This is a genomic window from Vibrio sp. MACH09 (genome assembly GCF_033238805.1).
GTDB lineage: Bacteria > Pseudomonadota > Gammaproteobacteria > Enterobacterales > Vibrionaceae > Vibrio.
Window position 1 is genome coordinate 2,843,850 of record NZ_BSFZ01000001.1, and the last position, 18,959, is coordinate 2,862,808.

Sequence of the window (18,959 nt, forward strand, 5' to 3'; positions counted from 1 at the left end):
GTGTGTCCCCGTTCAATTAACGGAAACATAAATCAGACCAGCGCGCTAAGCCTGCGGTAACGGATCCAAAGTAATCGCCACTGACGATTGGAATGTCGGGAAACACTGCTTTAATTGATTGTCTTAGCATTGGTGAGCGAGCAGAGCCGCCGGTTAAATAGACAACATCCGGTTTTGTGGCTGCTTGTCGCTGAATATCATTAATAAGCGCTCGTATTTTATTGAAAGGGGCTTCAACTGCTTCGGCCATCTGCTGCTGTGTCACACCAACATTAATCTGTTCTTTCAGTAGATCTAATGTTGCTTCATGGCTAATCTCACTTCCCAAGGCAATCTTTGTTTTTTCAGCTTGTTGAACAATACTATGGCCGAGCGTGCCTTGGTGAACATAAGCTAACCGAGCAAGCTTTTCTGCATTTACCGCGTTTTTCTGTAACTCTTTTATCTGCTTTAGATTATCAAGATTGTAAAAGTCTCTCTGCGCGACAACATCATTGATTGCGATACAGTTCCAAAACGGAGGAATGGGTACAGGTAAGCCTGATAATTGCAAAGTTCCTAATCCAAACTCCGGCATAAACCTCTTAAAAGCGATGGCGATATCCAAGTCGTTGCCACCGGTAGATCGTCCACGGTGAGCCAGTAATGAGTCTGCTCGTTCCGTTCTGTTCCGCCAGCTCGGCCCCATACGAATTAAAGAACAGTCCGACGTACCACCACCAATATCGATGACTAAAACCATTTTGTCTGATGTCAGCGTCGACTCATATTCAAAACCCGCCGCGACAGGCTCATATTGAAACTCAACATGCTTAAACCCTGCCCGCTTAGCCGCTCTCGTCATTATGTTAATTGCCTGCTGGTTAGATTTCTCTCCGCCTCGGCTATGGTAGTTTATTGGTCTGCCAATCATGACATCGGTGGCAGGTGCATCTAAGATATGTTCTGTTTTCTGCTTGATATTAGCCATCATGGCGCAAACAAGATCTTCAAAGAACGAGATTTGCATGTCTCGTAAGCCTAATGTGCCGAGAAACGACTTTGGTGACTTAACAAAGTAGACAAACTTGGGGTCTTCCAGATAGTTCTCAAGGGCTGATTGACCAAAGTGAACATCATCAGCGAGTATCTTTAGCCCCTCTTCACGGTTGGTTTTAATCGCTCTACGAAGAAGAGTTTCACCATTCTCATCTAAAGGGGATATTCCCAAGCTTCGAAATAGATACTCAGAGATCGCTTCTGCACTTGGAGCGCTGAGGGTAGAAGGGACATAGAAATCACTGCCAGACAGCGGAAGCAAGTGCATTTTATTGTCAAAATAACGCGCAACCGAACAGTTTGCAGTACCAAAATCAAAACCAATAGACATATGTAAACCTTATTGCGGTCAGCGACAAAACCGTGCAGTTTAAAGATTTTGTTAGTACTTTTGAAGTCACTCTTTCTTCTCTTGAATATATAGGTCATGTTAATCTGATAGAGCTAGATAGAAACAACCACTTTGCCCCTTGAATGACCGCTTTGAATGTGAGAATGCGCAGCTATTACTTGAGCTTTCTCATACACTTTTTCTATATGAGGGCATAGCTCACCACTGTCGACTAAACTTGCTAAATAACTCAGATCGCTAGATATAGAGCGTACAACCACAAGTCGCGATTTTTTATTTAGTTTCATCCGAGCAAGAAATTCATAAATAAGAGATTGATTGGAAGGAAGCGTGGTTATAAAGATACCATCTTTGCGCAATTGCTTTGCAAAATCTCCGGCCTTAAACCTACCTGCGGCATCAAATATAACATCATACTGCTGATCGATTTTAGAGGGGTGATTAATGGTATAGTCGTGTACGCTATCAGCCCCTAGTGACGACACAAAATCGATATTTCGAGTACTACACAGTCCATGCACTTCTGCTGCAAAATGTTTTGCCAGTTGAATAGCAAAGTGACCCACACCGCCGCTTGCTCCGGTAATGAGCACTTTTTTACCAGAGCTTATTTTAGCGACATCTCGAAGCGCTTGTAGAGCGGTTTGCCCTGCTAATGGAATAGACGAAGCCTCTACAAGTGGTATTGCTACCGGAGCATAGGCAGCTTCTGTTTCTTTAAGTTCGGTATAGCGACTTAACACGCCACCAGAAAAATGATTGGTCATGCCGTAGACAGAGTCGCCTATATTGAAGCGAGTGACATTCTCTCCCACTTGTACAACCGTGCCCGATAGATCCATACCCGTTATTCTAGGTAGCGGTTCACGCGCCAATGTTTTACTAAATTTTCCCTTACGTAATAAAGCATCTTTCGGATTGATGCTGCTGGCGGCAACTTTTATGATCAAAGAATTGGGACCGCAACTCGGTTCGGGCCAATCCTCAACCCACTCTAATACCTCTTCTTTGCCAAATTGTCTGTATATACACGCTTCCAATGACGGCTCCTTCAACGAATGGAAAATTACGAACACTGGTCGAGTATAGCAACAGATTCTGTCTGTCTTTCATTGGTTGCTGAATTTTAAAGATGTACAGCGTAGTTATAACAATGGTTTGCTATAAAGCAACACGATAACCATGAGAGGGAATGCCATTCATTCGATTGTCTTTCTTGAACTGAACCTGTTGATGCCGCTCTGGATCCTGCAGCCTGAGGTCACTTGAGTATATCTGTCCAAATTAGCAGCAGATAGACGTTTATTTCTCACCTTCAGAGCCGACTATGTTTATGCTGATACATAATCTTATCTGCCATATCTATGGCTTCTCTTAAATGACCGGTATGTTCAACGCTTCCCCAGCTCCAATTAAGATACGGGTATTTCTCACCAAACACTTCTGTGAACTTATCTTCCAGCAAGCCAATTCTATGCATAACACTGGTTTTCGACACAAGATCTTCACAGATCACCAAAAACTCGTCCCCTCCCACTCGTGCAATAAAATCACGTTTACGGAATGTGTCGACCAAGATACGAGAAAAACTCTTAAGAGCTCGATCTCCCTTTATGTGGCCATTCTCATCGTTAATTTGCTTAAAACGATCCAGATCAATAGCAATCACCACACCAGAAAACTCAGGGTTACCTTCTAACTTTTCAACCAATGCTCTTTGGTTTCGAAGCCCTGTTAAGCCACAGGTCAAACTCTTCTGTTTGTACAATTTGGCACTAACATGAAGCTTAGTGACATCAAATCCTGTGGTAAAAATAAATTCCCCGTCATCTACCTGTTGCTTAAACTTAATGATCTCAAAAAACTGATCACCTTTGTGACCAGCAAATTTAAGTATTTTAGGTAAACATTCACCCAAAGATAAGAAACGTAAACTTTCATCATGGCAAGAGTTCAACATCTCTGCGACATTATCTGGTACCTCTTTGGCAAATTCAGGGGCAGTTTTACCCAAAGGATTCGCATCCGTATACTCGGCTATCCACTCCATAAAGTTCTCATTAATAAAAACGAAACGATGCTGTTCATCGCGAATACTTAGAAAGCCAGGGAAGGACTCAAAAAAGTGTCTCTGAAGTTGTTCACTAATTTCCATTGAATACTCTGATTTACTCATCTTTTTGATCACTAAACCAATGCACTAATTAATGCATTCTCTACAAAACGGCGTATTAGACACGGGCATTTACAATGTTTCAATGATTATATTTACCAAGTTGTCTCACTTTTGTTATATTTTTCTGTTTATTTTCTTAAAAACCTCGTTCACATATAATATTTAAGTGATTTAAACACAAAAAATAACATTACCTTAAAGATTTACAAACAAAACAGAAGAAATACTAAGCAGCCAACCAACTGCCGCTCGAAAAAAGTCTAATAAAGTGAACACGAGAGCCTGTTAACTCAAAAGAGAAAATAAAAACCAATTGATATGAATAATTTATCTTAATAAACATAATTATAAAATCAAAGAATACAATTTAGCTTTATCCATATTATTAAAACTCTCTAAATAAAATAAAAAACAACTTATAAAACATAGAACTAAGTTACTACACAACTATAGTTATCTATTCTTTCTCATTATTGTATTTTTAATTATTAAATATGCTATTGAGATAGACACCAAGCTATATGAAAGTCTCCACCTATGGGGCGTTCATAAAATCATTTACCCCACCTATTAAATAAAACAATTAAATCAGTATTAGTTAATTAAATAACAATTTACTTAATACTAATTTATATTAATAGAGGAGTATTATACTTGTGTCTATAAAGATAAATAAAATATACCTATCACCACTGTGTTTAATATCGTCATTCTCACTCTACTCTCTCCCTTTATATGCCGCTCAAGACGCTGAAATTGGAGCTAAGCTGGGCTATCACATCTATGACAATCAACTTAGTTCTCCAGATTCGTGGGCCGCTGGAATATATACGCAAATAGGACTCACACCACGATGGGGAGCAGAGCTTAGTTTATATCAATTGGGCAAAACAAAAGAGAGAAATAAAGGTGGCCTAAGCGGTGGCTTTACCGTAGCAGATAGCTCTGTTCGATATAACTGGCTAACCAACAATCAAGATGAGTTTTTCGTGAAAGCAGGTCCCGCCTTTTGGCTCGGAAAAAACAATAATAGTTATGATACTGGCGTTGCCCCTCTGGTTGGTGTGGGGTACGAACATACATTAAATGATTACTGGAAATCTCGAATCGAATACCAGTTTATTGATGGTCTAGGTACAGAAAAAATCCACCACACTGATTCCCACCTTATTTCTCTAGGTCTTAGTTGGCGGGCAACCAATACAAAAGGAGATGCTGTTACCTTACGCCCGGCGACCAACATCATATCCGATCCGGTACCAGCAACCGCTTTATCTCCTTCAGAGCCAGATCCCAGTTCCGTTTCCGAATCAATAATGGCTCAAGAGAATAAAGAGACTCTCATTATTCAAACCACTCACTACTTCGATATCGCGTCTGATCAAGTCGCAACGGATTATCGTTTAGAAAGTTTATTTGAACGCTACCCAAACTGTTTGCCCACTAGTGCGAAATATCAAGGGTTTGCAGACAATACCGGCTCTCGTCAGTTCAATCTGGACTTATCTCATACCCGTGCTGAAAACAAAGCACAATCCATAAGAGAACGCTTTGCATCTGAATTTGCAGAAGAGATTCAGTGGTATGGCAATCAACATTTCGATGAAACAGATCCAATGATTCCAGACATTCAATATCGACGAGTCGATGTGGAGCTAACCATGCAGTGCGAATCAGATCATTCACAAAATGATGCAGCTAAGGACGAACGCTTATGAAAACTCAAATAAACCATTTACCTTTGTTGTTCTTTGTTACCGCCTTTCTCATTGGATGCAACGGAAAAAGTGGATTTTTAAGTGCTGAAAACACAGACTCTTTACCGGTTATAGACATCTCCAATGCCAGTTTAACCAAAGAGGGGGCTTTTTATGGTGTAAACGCCACCGGCTCGCTAAAAGCAAAAGCTCAGTGCGAGGGCTGTATTGATCAAAACTTTCAATATCGTTGGATTATTGATGTAAACGAAGACGGTGTTTATGACGAATCCAACAACCCAAGTAATCCCGATATTGTTCAACCTTCCGCCAATCTCAACTGGGACAAACGCTACTACGCTAAGAACCTTAAGCTGGTTGCACAGCATGCTCAAATTAATGGATCGTTGGTGAAGTATTACTTTCCCGATGTATTACTGAAGGATGCTTACCTTGAAAATGAGATGGTATCTGCGGTTCTCATGTCGAATGGGAAAGTAATCAGTTGGGGTGAAGCAAGTATCAGCCAACAACCCGAATTGACTCAAACCAAGCTAGCTTCAGGTGTAACTGACATTGTCTCAACAATACGCTCTTTTGCGGCTCTAAAAGATGATGGTAGTGTTGTCACTTGGGGAATTCAAACTTGGGGAGTAATTCAAACTGAAGAGCTGAAGGAAAAACTCGCTTCAGGTGTTGTCTCAATACATGGGGGAAATGAGGCTTTTGTCGCGATAAAAGAGGACGGTAGTGCGGTCACTTGGGGGAAGAATACATATAATAGCCAAGATGTAGCTGAAGAGCTAAAGTCCGGTGTGGTTAGTATAACGACAGCGACTTCTATTTACGATGGGGATTTTTTTGTTGCGTTAAAAGATGACGGGAAAGTGATTATTTGGGGAGAAGGAAGAACAGGCAACTCACGAGATGAAACGGGATGGGCTTCTGGCTTACAGTACAAAGCGTTTAATATTGATTTGGACAATGTAAAAGCCAAAAGTGTTCACACTTCTATGGGTAACGGTGACAACATTGATATTGCAGTAATAACAGAGAAGAACGAGCATTACGAAGAAAATGCCGTTGTCACTTGGTCAGGCAGAAGCGGATTAGGAGCCGGTGTGTCTAAAAATCTTCCTCGTCACCCCACAGCGGATGAAAAACTAAGATCGGGGGTAGTAGACATAGTTGGTGGATATAACGCATTTGCTGCTTTAACAAAAGAAGGGAAGGTTGTTACTTGGGGTTTTCCTACAACTGACTTAAGTTATACCATCCCCACCGATGAAGAGCTTTCCAATATAACCAAGGTTTATACAAATACCAGCTCCTTCGCTGCTTTACAAGAAGGAGGGAGCGTTATCACTTGGGGAAAACGTAGTCTTGGTGGAGATTCGAGTAGTGTCGATTTAAGCTCCGACGTAGTAGCCATTTATCCGGCCAGTAAGACTTTTGGTTACACCGCATTAAAAAGTGATGGTAGCGCAGTAACTTGGGGAATGTCTAGCAGCAGCAATGTCATCATGCCAGGAGAGGTGGATTTATCCGGTATTGAACATGTTTATCATAACGAAACAGCCTATGCGGCTATAAAAGAAGATGGCAGTGTGGTTACTTGGGGATATCGTGATAATGGAGGAGATTCAAATAGTGTAAGTCAGGAACTAAGTTCTAACGTTATGAAAATTTTCCCCGCTTATAGTGGGTTTATCGCGATAAAAAATAATGGCCTCATCGTTTATTGGGGAAAATTATCTCCTGTAGGTCCGAGTAGGCCATCATTCGAAGATGAAATGAGATACTACCTAAATAACCCTGTGAATGAGATGGAAGAGAGTGATACCCCTGAATTGATCTCTTCCATTGACACCCAGTAACTAAACTAGAAGCAATACGAAATATTCCATATCAATGAAGCACAAATAAGACATCTTGTTTTAAGATGTCTTATTTGATGTCAAGATTTCTTATATAAGATCAAAACACTCAAAAATGAATATTTTTAATCACTAACGCACAGCCCATTACCAACAAAAAGCAGTGCACAATACGGTGATAATCAATCTTATATTTCTGCATAAAGTGATACGCCACCATTCCACCCGCTAAACCTATGACAAAAGCAGGCATAGCAGACATAACCAGTGACACTACTTGCTCCGTTATTAACCCTTCATTCCAAAAACTGATGTTGGCGCCAATCATCTGCAACATAAAGAAAAATGCCAATGTTGATTTTACTTGGTCGGCACTCCACGGCTGCATCGAGGTGTAAGCAATCACCGGAGGACCCGACTCACCAACACTGGCTCCCAATATACCGGAAGTAAACCCAGCACCAACCGTGACGGGAATAGAGGTTTCGCGGAACAAAGGCTTAGAAGAACGTAGCGAATGTATGCTAGAAACGACCAACACCAATCCCATAGTGAGCAAGATATAATGAGGAGGTAGGCTGGCCAAAAGCTTAGCCCCTACAAAAGAGGCGGGAACAGAACCTGCAAACAGAATTAACCCTGTTTTATGTTGAATATGAGGACGCATTTTCCACACAATAGGTAACGTAACAAGCCAACCAAAAATACCCGCTATAGGTACCGCTGTTTGAGCGCCAACAAGAAGTGAGAGTAGCGGCACCGAAACTAATGCAGAGCCAAACCCCGTTAAGCCTTGGGTGAATCCCGCCAATGCAATAATCATCGACACTAATATAATGGAGGTGTCCATCTTTCGTCCTAAAAAAGGCGATATCTCGCTCTGTGGTTAAAATCACCCAATATGGATATGAAACAAATCCATTATTAAGCCTAAAAAATATAGCGACACTATAAACCTAATCAACAAAATTACCACCAATCATGTCACATTATGTTGATTTTTGTTTATTTGATTTCACTTTGTGACAGCAATCTCAGATGTAATTTAGCGAGTTCGTATAATGACAACATGAAGACTAAGCCCTATAAATTTAGGCTTACAACACCGATTTAAGTTATATAGAGCGCTTGGAAGATTTCCTGTTCTCACCAATACTCACAATGGCCGACTTTAAATTTAAATTTTCGCCGTCCAAGTCCGATATGTCGCTTTATGTACAAAAACACAACTAAGCAAATGGTGTCGAAAAAAGTACGTTAATCAACACTACTAACAAAATAACAATAAAACAGCAGACACCGCCGCTCCTCCCCCGCTTCTAAGGTCTCAGTGCCAGCATTCATTCCGGAGGATATGACAGAAGCGAAAGTCTCTCCTTAACCATTTGATTTAGCAAAGAATTCTATTTTAAAAATTAAGAGGTAAACCATGGATAATTTCCAGCTAGAAAACGAGAGTTTGTTTGAAACAACAGACTGTCATACGTTAGCTTGTGGGGTGGATAAGTTTGATAAAGTCTACGGCTTGGGTTATCAAGTCGGTCACGAAGATTGGTCCCCTTACCCTAGAGTCAACAAGCTACGCCAAGCTTTTCTAGATAGACCTTATAATATTGATGTGGAGAGATTACGCTTAGTCACTCAAGCCTATAAAGATCACGAAACCACACCTCGCATTCTTCAGTGCGCATACGCATTTGAGAACATTCTACTCAACACCACCCTGCACATTTATGATAACGACCTTATTTTGGGGGAGATCGCAGCCCCCGCTAAGGCTTCTCCTATTTATCCTGAATTTTCAGTGGATTGGATCATTGACGAAATTCTCAACTCGCCATTTGAAGAGCGATCTAATGATCAGTTCTACATTCGAAATGAAGAGGAACGAGCAGAGATTCTTCAACTTTGTGAATACTGGAAAGGCAAAAGCGCTAACGAGTTCATAACTGCACACCTAGATGACGACCAAAAGAAAGGCTCGCATATGGGTGAAAAAGTGTTCCAAACCAACAATTACCATTTTGCTGGTATTGGGCATTTTGCCATGGACTTTAACAAACTAATGACGCTTGGCTATGACGGTGTATTACAGCAAGCACAGCAGCATCTCGCAAAGTTATCGAAACAAGATCCCGATTTTGGTGAAAAACGAGACTACTACAACGCCACCATCATCACCTTGCAAGCCGCGAAAAGCTATATTGCCCGCTATGCACAACTCGCCAAAGAGATGGCAGAAAATGAAAAAGACGCCAATAGAAAGAACGAGCTGCTCACCATGTCGGCCAACTGTCAGCAAATTGCAGGTGGTGTACCTCAGAGCTTTTGGCAGGCATTGCAGTTGTTTAACTTTGCCATCACTCTTACTCAAATAGAGGGGAATGGTCACTCTATCTCTTATGGTCGAATGGATCAGTGGCTCTTTCCGTTTTATGACCAAGAGATAAAACAACACGCAACCCCAAAAACCTTTCTACTAGAACTTATTGAAGTTCTGTATGTAAAAATGAACAACCCAACAAAGCTGAAAGACAAAGGCACGGTCAAGGTTCGTAACGGCCGTGGTTTTGGTGGCGAAAGCCTCACTATTGGTGGAGTGGATGAACAAGGTAATGACGCCACCAATGACCTTACAATGCTGATGTTAGAAGCCTCTGTTCATACTCGAATGATGAACCCTTGGGTCTGTTTACGCTTGCATGAAAACAGCCCGTATGAGTTAAAAATTAAAACCATTGAGTGCATTCGCGCCGGTTATGGTCACCCTAAATTGTTTAATGACGGACCAGCTATTAAAGCAATGCAAGGAAAGGGAGTCACCCTAGAAGAAGCCAGAAATTATGCCGTCGTCGGTTGCGTTGAACCCTCCATACCGGGAAAAGAGCATGGCTGGCTTGATGCAGGTTACGTAAATACCGCAAAAATGATGGAAATGGTCATCAACGGCGGTCGGATCTTAGCCGGCCCCAATGCAGGCCAACAGTTAGGCCCGAACACGGGTAGTTTAGAAACCTATAACACTTTTGAAGAGGTGTTAGAAAGCGTTGATAAACAGTTTGCTTACTGGTGCGATCAATTGTGTAGCTGCTTAAATATTACCGATAAAATTCATCGCATGATCAAACCGACGCCCTACATCTCTGCATTTTTTGAAGGCTGTATAGAGTCAGGAAAAGACATGACGTATGGAGGGGCCAAGTACAACGGCACCGCTCCTCAAGCTGCGGGGATAGCAACGTGTGCTGACTCATTAGCTACCATCAAAAAGTTGATGTTTGATGACAAAAAATATAGCGGCAAAGCGCTGTTAGACGCCGTTAAAAACAACTGGGAAGACAACGATAAACTCTACGCACTGGTCAACAGTTCAAAAATCCCTCATTACGGTAACGACATTGATGAAGCAGACCAACTGTTTAGCTTCATGTTTGAGTGTTACTGCCGTCATATAAAGGGACGTAAAAACCCTAGAGGCGGTAAGTTCAGTCCCGGAGTGTATACCGTTAATGCCAATGTAGGCATGGGGCTATATACCAACGCTTCACTGGATGGCAGGAAAAACCAAGAACCCATTTCAGACAATATGGGACCGGTTCATACCGCTGGAGGCTCGCATGATATTTGTGGCCCAACCGCCATCATTAACTCTGTCACCAAAGTCGATCATAGCCTTGCCACTAACGGCACCTTATTAAACTTAAGATTCCCGGAAGATGCGGTTTCTGGTGTTGAAGGACGAGATATCTTAGTCAGCTTTATCGATGAATACATCGCTAAGCAAGGTATGCACGTTCAGTTCAATATTATGAGCTCAGAGAAAATGAAAGCTGCGCAAAAGAACCCTGACATGTACAAAGATATGCTGGTGCGCGTTGCGGGATACAGTGCTTACTTTGTTGAACTAGGTAAACCATTGCAAGATGACCTGATTCAACGAACGGAATTAAGGTTTTAACCGTACTGGTGGGCAGATTTCTGCCCACCGATTCTTCTCAACTCTTCAACATTACAACATTGAGGTTGAACGTGGCAGCCCAAGCAACGGTTCTAAATATTCAACGATTCACTTTACATGATGGGCCCGGCATTCGTACTGAGTTCTTCTTAAAAGGCTGTCCACTACGGTGTGATTGGTGCGGGAACCCTGAAAGCTTTAACAGGCAGATTGAGGTTGGTGTCTATCACAACAAATGCATCACCGCAGATAAATGTGGCTCATGCATCGATGTCTGTCCCGATAACACTATGCTTATTTTCTCAGATTCCAGTTTGCAAAAAATAGATCGAGATACGTGCACACATTGCCTCATCTGTTCCGATGAATGCCCTTCTGAAGCCATTAAACAGTGGGGGCAATCTATGTCAGTGGACGAATGTATGAAGATCATTTTGAAAGACAAAGGATTTTACCAACGATCGGGCGGAGGAGTAACCGTGTCCGGCGGCGAACCCTTGCTTCAAAGTGACTTTGTTTTAGCACTTTTTAAAGCGTGCAAACAAGAAGGTATTCACACTTGCCTAGAATCAAGCTTGTACTCCAACTGGCAACAAATCGATAAGCTACTCCCTTATACGGATCTATTTATTGCTGACATAAAGCTCATGAACAGTGAACAGCATAAACTACACACAGGGGTAGATAACCACAAAATATTGCAAAACCTAATACAGCTTTCTGCTACCGGCAAAGAGCTTATATTAAGAATTCCCGTTATCCCATCGATCAACGATAACTCAGCCAATATGGAAGCAACGGCAAACTTTATTCTCGATGAACTTGATGGAAAGGTGAAAACCTTACAACTGCTGAGCTTTATGCGTCTTGGTGAGGAAAAGTACCAATCGCTGGCTATGCCCTACCCGATGAAAGATCTCGACTTTGATAGAGTGGAGTTTCAACAGCGAGTTAATGGCATCGCAAACTATTTTAATGGCCGAGGTATACACTGTTTAGTGGGCACCAAAGAAAAAACAGCCCCCGAGATATAAGGCAATAAAATAAACAAGTCCAATCGGTTAGGGGCATCAAAACGCTCCTAACCTCTACTAAATATGAGTTAAATCACTCAGCGGCCAAACCCATGACCGCTCAGCGACCGCTTAGCTAGGCGAACATCTCATCAATTACCGCCAAAATAGCCAAGCATCCTCATAATAAAATGACAAACCGGTTTGCCCTGAATGGTAATCCACTCATAGGACTCTATTTCTAACCGGGTGTTTGGTGGAAAGTTGACTTCGAACGTATCAGGGTTCAACGAAAATGCCGTTATATCCGCCCCTCCCGGCCACACATCATATCCTTCAGGTGGTTTACAGGTTACCAGCACTCCTCGTTGCCACACCTTGGCGCCTTCCAGATCATTTGAGAAGCTCCATGGTGTTTTCAAGGTGATGATAGAGCCGGGTTGTAACATGTTCCCCAGCGCATCTTTAAATGGATAGATGAGAGGCTCACTTGTGGGCCCCGCATTCCCAGCAAACTCAACAAGTGAAGGTGCAAAATTATCTAATGTGTTACCCGATATTGCCATCCCGCCGCGATAAAGCTGTGGATACTCACTTGAAGAGACTTTTGGTAACCGAATCAAAGCATTTATCTGCAGAGTGGTTTCCGCCAATGCGTATTGTTGAACTTGGTCAGCAACAGTGCCAAGTTGCTGACGAACATCTTGCTCTGAGGTCGCAGGCTTCATCATAAACATGTTCATAAAATCGGCATCACGAGCAGTACAATCTGTATAACAACATTGCCAAATTGTTTTTGCCATAGAGTCCAGATCCAGAGGAAGGTCAGCAATGCCACTGTAAGCAAACTGATTAAAGGCATCCATACGAATAAAGCTCGGGCTGGTCCAGTCATATAAACACATAGCGTAGTTAAAACCGTTCGCATCACCTGGATAGTACTGCTCTGCCAACTGTTGTAACTGTTCAATCGATTTGGTCGTGCCTGAGGGTGGGTTTTGATAGGGAACGATTTTGTGCTCCATCATCTCATCAAACAATGCCAGCACCTCTGGCGTCACCGCTGGAATAGCATGCAGTTTTCCAGATACGTGATTATCTTGCCCGGTTGCGATAAAAGTACCATCTAGCTCAATCTCAAACTGAATATTTGCTTGCTCATGGTAACGATAACTAAGTCCATTCAACTTAAGAACTAACTCTCCCATCGCATCGGGTTGAGAACTGATATCTTCAATATCTATATAACCCAACCCATTTATCATTAATCGTTGGCCGCTCTCCTGCCCCTCTTGTTTCTCACCGCCTCTTACTTTTTCCAATGGAAAACCATCGCAAACGTAATAGGATACTGCTTGTTTCGAATTAACCTTTACTGACGAAATAGACCACATATTTAATTCCTTTGTTCACCTATACCAAACTAACATTTCATATAAACCATCATTTACTGAACCATCTTCCGCGTACTACTCACATTTTAAGAAATCTCGACGTTGGATCTGGTACTGCTTCATCTTGTTATTAAGGGTTCTGCGTGGAAGTTCAAGCTCTTCGGTTACCGTTTGAATATTGCCTTTATGGCGTTTCAGAGCTTGAACAATTAACTGACGTTCGAACCCTTGCACCCGCTCCGCTAGATTATTGCTTGCGGGTGTCACGTTCTGCTGCTCTTCATGGCCTAAAATGGCACGAATAGAGCTGGAACGACTCATTGCTAACACATAACGTTCAGCTACATTTTTCAATTGCCGCACGTTTCCCGGCCAATCGTGATCAATAAGCAGCGCTAGCTCTTGTTCATCCAGTTCCGAATAGTCCCGCTCAAACTGGATAGAAGCTTTACGTGCAAAGTAATCAAACAACATGGGGATGTCTTCTCGCCTATCTTTCATGTCAGGTAGATGCAACTCCATCACGTTAAATCGATAGTAGAGATCCTCTCTAAACCGCCCTTCAACTGATGCTTTGGCTAAGTCTTCTTTCGTCGCCGCCACCACCCATAAATCTAATGCAATCTCTTTGTTCGAGCCCACCCGCTCCAGTTTTCGCTCTTGCAGTACACGCAGCAGTTTTATCTGAAAATTGATCGGCATACTCTCTATCTCATCCAGAAATAGAGTGCCTTTGTGCGCATGTTCAATCTTGCCTATACGTTGACTTTCCGCTCCGGTAAACGCGCCTTTTTCATGACCAAACAACTCACTTTCAAAAAGATTTTCAGGGATCGCACCACAGTTCACGGCCACAAATGGATGCTCACTTCGCACACTAAAGTCATGAAGACAACGCGCAATAAGTTCTTTTCCTGTGCCTGTCGCGCCATTGATTACTGTATCGACGGGAGTTTGCCCTAACATGAGCACTTGTTGACGCAAAGCTGTCATCACGCCAGATTGACCAATCATCTTACTTTCCAATGATGGCTTTTGACTGAGCAGCCGCTGCAAGTTTCTATTTTCTAGCACCAAACGTCGTTTTTCACTCGCTCGCTGAATTCTGTCCACCAATAGATCTGGCTCGACCGGCTTTTCAATAAAGTCGTAAACTCCCGTGCGCATGGCGTCAACCGCCATACTTACATCACCATGGGCAGTCACGAGCAACACCGGAAGATCAGGATCTATGCGCTGGACTTCTGCCGCAAATGTCATGCCGTCCATCTCTGGCATACGAATATCAGACACCACTATTTGACGACCATTTGCGGTAATTGATGCAAGAGCAGCCTTAGCGTTCGGGTAATCTTCGACCTCTATCCCTGCCAAGTTTAACCACTGCTTAGTGGCTTTACGGATTGCGTCTTCATCATCCACTAAGACAACGTTAATCGGCTGAACATGATTGGTGCTGTTTATACTGTTGTTACTGTTTTTCATACGTTATATCCGCAGATGAGAGTGTAAGAGTAAATGTGGTGCCTTGATCCGAGTTTGGTGTCACTTCTAACCGTCCACCAAACTCTTTAACAATACCGTACGAAACCGATAAACCTAGCCCCATGCCCTCCCCCGGAGGCTTAGTGGTAAAAAATGGGTCAAATAGCCTTGGCAGATGATCCGGGCTTACGCCACAACCATTATCGCGAATAGTCATCTTAACTTGGTCTTCAAACACCACAGTGCCAATATCTATCTGACCTTGCTCTACCGACTCTAATGCCTGAATCGCATCAATTGCATTACGTATTAAATTCACAATGATCTGTTCTAGCTTAATGTCATCAGCATTCACTAAAATCGGTTGCCCTGCAGGAGACCAATTAACCTTTACGGCAGAGTGTTCTATTTTTGAATTGAGTATCAATAGCGCATTGTTTATCACGTGAGTAAGCTCGACTCGACCGAATACCCCGCGAGACTTACTGGCAAAATTTTTAAGGTGAGTCACGATACTGGATACGCGACGGATCAATTTATCCACCTCCCCTAAATTCTCTTTTGCTAGCTGGTACTCTTGGCGCTCGATCAATAGCTTTGTGCTGGCCAAAAAGGTCAATGTCGCTTGCAGTGGTTGGCTAATCTCATGGACCAGTTCTGCAGATAACTGACCTAATGCCCCTATTTTCTCTGCTTGCACTAACTCTTCATGAGTCTGCCTTTGTGCTTTCTCTGCCCGGATTCGCTCATCCACTTCTCTTTTGAGTTGGGCGTTGCTCCTGTTTAACTCTTTGGTACGTTGAGTTACTCGCCACTCCAATAACTGTTGGTGTCTAATCCGACTAAAACCAAACAAACCGATAACCGCGAACAACGCCGCCACCAGCACCGAGATCAACATGGCGTTATTTTTGCTCTCTTTTAATCCCTTTAAATCACTTAAGTAATACAAGCTCCAACCAAGGTTAGCAATTTCTCGATGGTGCAACATGTAAGTACGGCTATTGGGTTGAATACTTTTGGAATGAGCGCTATTAAATAGCTTTATGATTTTATTTCCTTGAGGTGATGGAGAGAGGAACTCAAGATCCAAGGCATCAATCGAATGATGACTGTATTTTTTTGCTGCTTTCAATCGCGCCATCACATCAGCAGGTAGGGTGGACAAACTTCGGTAGCGCCATGCAGGATCACTGGCTAAGAAGATCACCCCATCGCTATCACTGACCCATACCTGCTCACCACCCGCTTTCCAGTTTGCTTCTAGTACCGACATGTTTATTTTCACCACCGCAACTCCGACGACTTTTTCATGAAAATAAACAGGACGAGAGAGAAATAAGCCCGGTTGCCCCGTCGTTACCCCTATGGCGAAGAATCGACTGGTGCTGCCTTTAATGGCTTGTTTGAAGTATGGACGGAAGTGATAATCGTTGCCCATAAAGCTAGTTGATAGGTTCCAGTTACTGCTGGCAACAACGATCCCTTGAGCATTCATTAAATAAAGAGCATCGGCATTCGACTCTTGCTGCCAACTTACCAGTTTGTTATTCACCGCTTTTGTCGCATTGGGGTGACGTGGCTCTTGTAATAGCTGTAGCACCTGATGATCTTGAGCAACAATAAAAGGCAAGTAATCAAAGCGTTTATGTTCTGCTTCTGCCGTAGAGGCATACAGGTTTAACCTCTCCTCACCAACACGGTGTAGCTCTTGATAATGGGATTGTTCTGTCGTTTTTATTAACACAACAGCCAATATTCCCCCCAATAACAGAGCAAAAAGCACAATCCAACTGTAGGTTTTTTTAGTGCTGGTTTTGGACATCCTGTCTCTCCAGATTCAATGCAGCTTAACTCGGGTCTGTTAATCTAATATTAATATACACCAATAATACGATAAAACGGTGAGTGCGCTAGATGTCCTCGTGATGCCATCAAAACAATAAGCCAAAAATGGCTTATTGATCCATGCATCCATCACAGCAATCAGCCAACTTTGGCTTATCATGGGTTTGTTTCACCACTCCTGTAAGCTAGCTACAATCTCAAAAAAACAAATAGCACCTATTAATCAAAGGATTATAAATTTTATTTTGTAAACTGGCCTTGTTGGCAAAGCTTTTGCTCTGTAGTTGACGAATGATAAATGCTCTAGCCCTACATTTTAGAGCAAATAACGATAAACAAGGACGAAAGTATGAAAGCACTACCAACATCATTGATCACGACCATGATGCTCACTGGTTTTATGGTTGCAGAGGCAAACGCAGCCACTGAATGGAATGTTTCTCTATGGGGAAAGCGCCGCGCCTTTACTGAAAATGTGGAAAAGCTGGCTGAACTAGTAGAAGCAAAAACCAATGGTGAGTTTACCCTTAACATCTCGTATGGCGGTTTATCCAAATCTCGAGAAAACCTAGATGGTATCTCATTTGGCGCTTTTGAAATGGCTCAGTTTTGTGCCTTTTATCATCCTGATAAAAACCCAACAATCACGGTAACCGAACTGCCTTTCTCACAAGATGTGTCATTAGCACGAGTCAGTGAGATCTACTCACAGGTATTTAAACATCCTATCGTTAAGAAAGATTTAGCTCGCTGGAACGCCACACTGCTAATGCCTACGCCATTACCGCAATACAATATTGTCAGTAAGGGCGATACCTTAACGTCGTTAGATGACTTTAAAGGTCTTCGAGTACGTGGCCCTGGTGGCATTATGGGAGTACTTGGTAAATTAAACGCCGTGAAAACCGGGGTTCCTTTCTCTGAAGTACGTCAGTCCATGGATTCGGGCGTTATTGATGCCGCCTCATTTGCCCCCCATGCTCACCTCGCAACCAACTCATATAAAGTGGGGAACTGGGCAACAACCAACTTAAACCTTGGCTCAGCTAACTGTCCTGTCGTTGTTAACACTGAAGCACTAGAGATGCTAAAACCTAGCCATCGTGACGCTCTGCTTGGGTCTGTGGACGAAGCTCTGGATTATTACGTTAAGAGCTATGAGAAAAACACCACTGCTAAATACGATGCAGCAGTAAAAGAGCAAGGCTTAACCATGGTCACTTTCAACGCCGAACAAACAGATAAGCTCAACCAGTTATCAGAGTCGGTTCGCCAAGAGTGGGTTGATAAGCATAAAGGCAACTTCGACGCTCAAACGCTATTCGACTATACCGCGAACTTATTCGCGCAAAAATAGTTTCACTACAGATTAGTTGTGCGATTTGCCAAATGGTGAATCGCCTCTATTGCTGGCTATCATGGACTTGGGCTCCTTTAAGTCCAAGCTCGTGTTGCCAATAACCCCTTATATCTTATTCATCACTTAATAAGTAGGAGACTGATATGTCTGCAGCTGCTTCTGTTTTGGAAGATAGTTCGGTCTTAAGCAGAACAGATCGCATGTTCTTTCGCTTTGAATCTTTCCTTAATCTCGCTGGCGGTATGGCCATTTTTTTACTGGTGCTGCTTGCGACCGTAAATGTGCTAGGTCGCTGGCTTTTCTCTGCTCCAATTAGCGGCTATGTTGACTGGGTAGAACAAGCAATGGCCTTTATCGCTTTTCTTGGTATCGCCTACACACAGCGAATGGGCGGTCATATCCGCATGGATATTCTGGTCGGAAAGCTCCGTCGTCGCTGGCTATGGTTTACTGAGTTAATTACTACCTCATTAATGCTTATCGTCACTCTTATCCTTATCTACGGCTCATACCTGCACTTTTGGCGTGCATTTTCGATTGGTGACTCTTCACTGGATATCAATTTGCCTACTTGGCCTGCAAAGTTGGCCGTGCCTGTCGCGCTTACTGTTCTTGCCCTGCGTTTGCTACTGCAAATCTGGGGGTATCTACGTGCTTTCAAACAGGGCACAGAGTATCCGATTGCCGTACCGTTAATTGAGTCGGCTGCAGAAGTTGCCGCCAAAGAAGCTGAAACCGTAAGCAGTCACGACTAGGAGATT

General features: G+C 42.8%; 13 protein-coding genes. 6 read left to right on the plus strand and 7 right to left on the minus strand.

What is annotated here, in order from left to right:
- Nucleotides 1–16: 16 nt before the first annotated feature.
- The 3 genes from yegD to CHJ_RS12750 form a co-directional block, all read right to left on the minus strand.
- Nucleotides 17–1,369, minus strand: a complete 1,353-nt coding sequence (yegD, locus tag CHJ_RS12740; RefSeq protein WP_317917843.1) for a molecular chaperone — start codon at nucleotides 1,367–1,369, stop codon at nucleotides 17–19.
- Nucleotides 1,370–1,482: 113 nt separating this feature from the next.
- The gene (locus CHJ_RS12745) at nucleotides 1,483–2,430 is read right to left on the minus strand and encodes an NAD(P)-dependent alcohol dehydrogenase (RefSeq protein ID WP_317917844.1); all 948 of its coding nucleotides are present in this window, start codon (nucleotides 2,428–2,430) and stop codon (nucleotides 1,483–1,485) included.
- Nucleotides 2,431–2,705: 275 nt separating this feature from the next.
- Nucleotides 2,706–3,545, minus strand: coding sequence for a GGDEF domain-containing protein (locus CHJ_RS12750; protein WP_317917845.1), 840 nt, complete (start codon nucleotides 3,543–3,545; stop codon nucleotides 2,706–2,708).
- Nucleotides 3,546–4,222: 677 nt separating this feature from the next.
- Here CHJ_RS12750 and CHJ_RS12755 point away from each other — a divergent pair.
- Entirely contained in the window at nucleotides 4,223–5,284 is a 1,062-nt protein-coding gene (locus CHJ_RS12755; RefSeq protein ID WP_317917846.1) for an outer membrane beta-barrel protein, read from the plus strand.
- Nucleotides 5,281–7,140 (plus strand): hypothetical protein, encoded by a 1,860-nt coding sequence (locus CHJ_RS12760; RefSeq protein WP_317917847.1) that lies wholly within the window; start codon nucleotides 5,281–5,283, stop codon nucleotides 7,138–7,140. The genes CHJ_RS12755 and CHJ_RS12760 overlap by 4 nt, the downstream gene beginning before the upstream one ends.
- Before the next feature lie 109 nt (nucleotides 7,141–7,249).
- Here CHJ_RS12760 and CHJ_RS12765 read toward each other — a convergent pair whose 3' ends face one another.
- Complete coding sequence (locus CHJ_RS12765) at nucleotides 7,250–7,990, minus strand: sulfite exporter TauE/SafE family protein (protein WP_171754896.1); 741 nt, start codon at nucleotides 7,988–7,990, stop codon at nucleotides 7,250–7,252.
- Between the two features lie 579 nt (nucleotides 7,991–8,569).
- Here CHJ_RS12765 and CHJ_RS12770 point away from each other — a divergent pair.
- Together CHJ_RS12770 and CHJ_RS12775 are read left to right on the plus strand one after the other, a co-directional pair.
- Nucleotides 8,570–11,098 (plus strand): glycyl radical protein, encoded by a 2,529-nt coding sequence (locus tag CHJ_RS12770; protein ID WP_171754897.1) that lies wholly within the window; start codon nucleotides 8,570–8,572, stop codon nucleotides 11,096–11,098.
- Between the two features lie 71 nt (nucleotides 11,099–11,169).
- Complete coding sequence (locus tag CHJ_RS12775; RefSeq protein ID WP_317917848.1) at nucleotides 11,170–12,132, plus strand: glycyl-radical enzyme activating protein; 963 nt, start codon at nucleotides 11,170–11,172, stop codon at nucleotides 12,130–12,132.
- 131 nt (nucleotides 12,133–12,263) lie between these two features.
- Here the strand turns inward: CHJ_RS12775 and CHJ_RS12780 are convergent, their stop codons facing one another.
- The 3 genes from CHJ_RS12780 to CHJ_RS12790 all read right to left on the minus strand — a co-directional run bounded on the left by CHJ_RS12780 (nucleotide 12,264) and on the right by CHJ_RS12790 (nucleotide 16,815).
- Complete coding sequence (locus tag CHJ_RS12780; RefSeq protein WP_317917849.1) at nucleotides 12,264–13,505, minus strand: hypothetical protein; 1,242 nt, start codon at nucleotides 13,503–13,505, stop codon at nucleotides 12,264–12,266.
- 75 nt (nucleotides 13,506–13,580) lie between these two features.
- The gene (locus CHJ_RS12785) at nucleotides 13,581–14,990 is read right to left on the minus strand and encodes a sigma-54-dependent transcriptional regulator (protein WP_317917850.1); all 1,410 of its coding nucleotides are present in this window, start codon (nucleotides 14,988–14,990) and stop codon (nucleotides 13,581–13,583) included.
- On the minus strand, nucleotides 14,977–16,815 hold the full coding sequence (locus CHJ_RS12790; protein ID WP_317917851.1) for an ATP-binding protein: 1,839 nt from the start codon (nucleotides 16,813–16,815) through the stop codon (nucleotides 14,977–14,979). The genes CHJ_RS12785 and CHJ_RS12790 overlap by 14 nt, the downstream gene beginning before the upstream one ends.
- A gap of 372 nt (nucleotides 16,816–17,187) precedes the next feature.
- On the opposite strand from CHJ_RS12790, the gene dctP reads away from it, so the two are divergent.
- Together dctP and CHJ_RS12800 are read left to right on the plus strand one after the other, a co-directional pair.
- On the plus strand, nucleotides 17,188–18,195 hold the full coding sequence (gene dctP / locus CHJ_RS12795) for a TRAP transporter substrate-binding protein DctP (RefSeq protein ID WP_317917852.1): 1,008 nt from the start codon (nucleotides 17,188–17,190) through the stop codon (nucleotides 18,193–18,195).
- Nucleotides 18,196–18,341: 146 nt separating this feature from the next.
- Nucleotides 18,342–18,953, plus strand: a complete 612-nt coding sequence (locus tag CHJ_RS12800; RefSeq protein WP_317917853.1) for a TRAP transporter small permease subunit — start codon at nucleotides 18,342–18,344, stop codon at nucleotides 18,951–18,953.
- Nucleotides 18,954–18,959 lie beyond the last annotated feature (6 nt).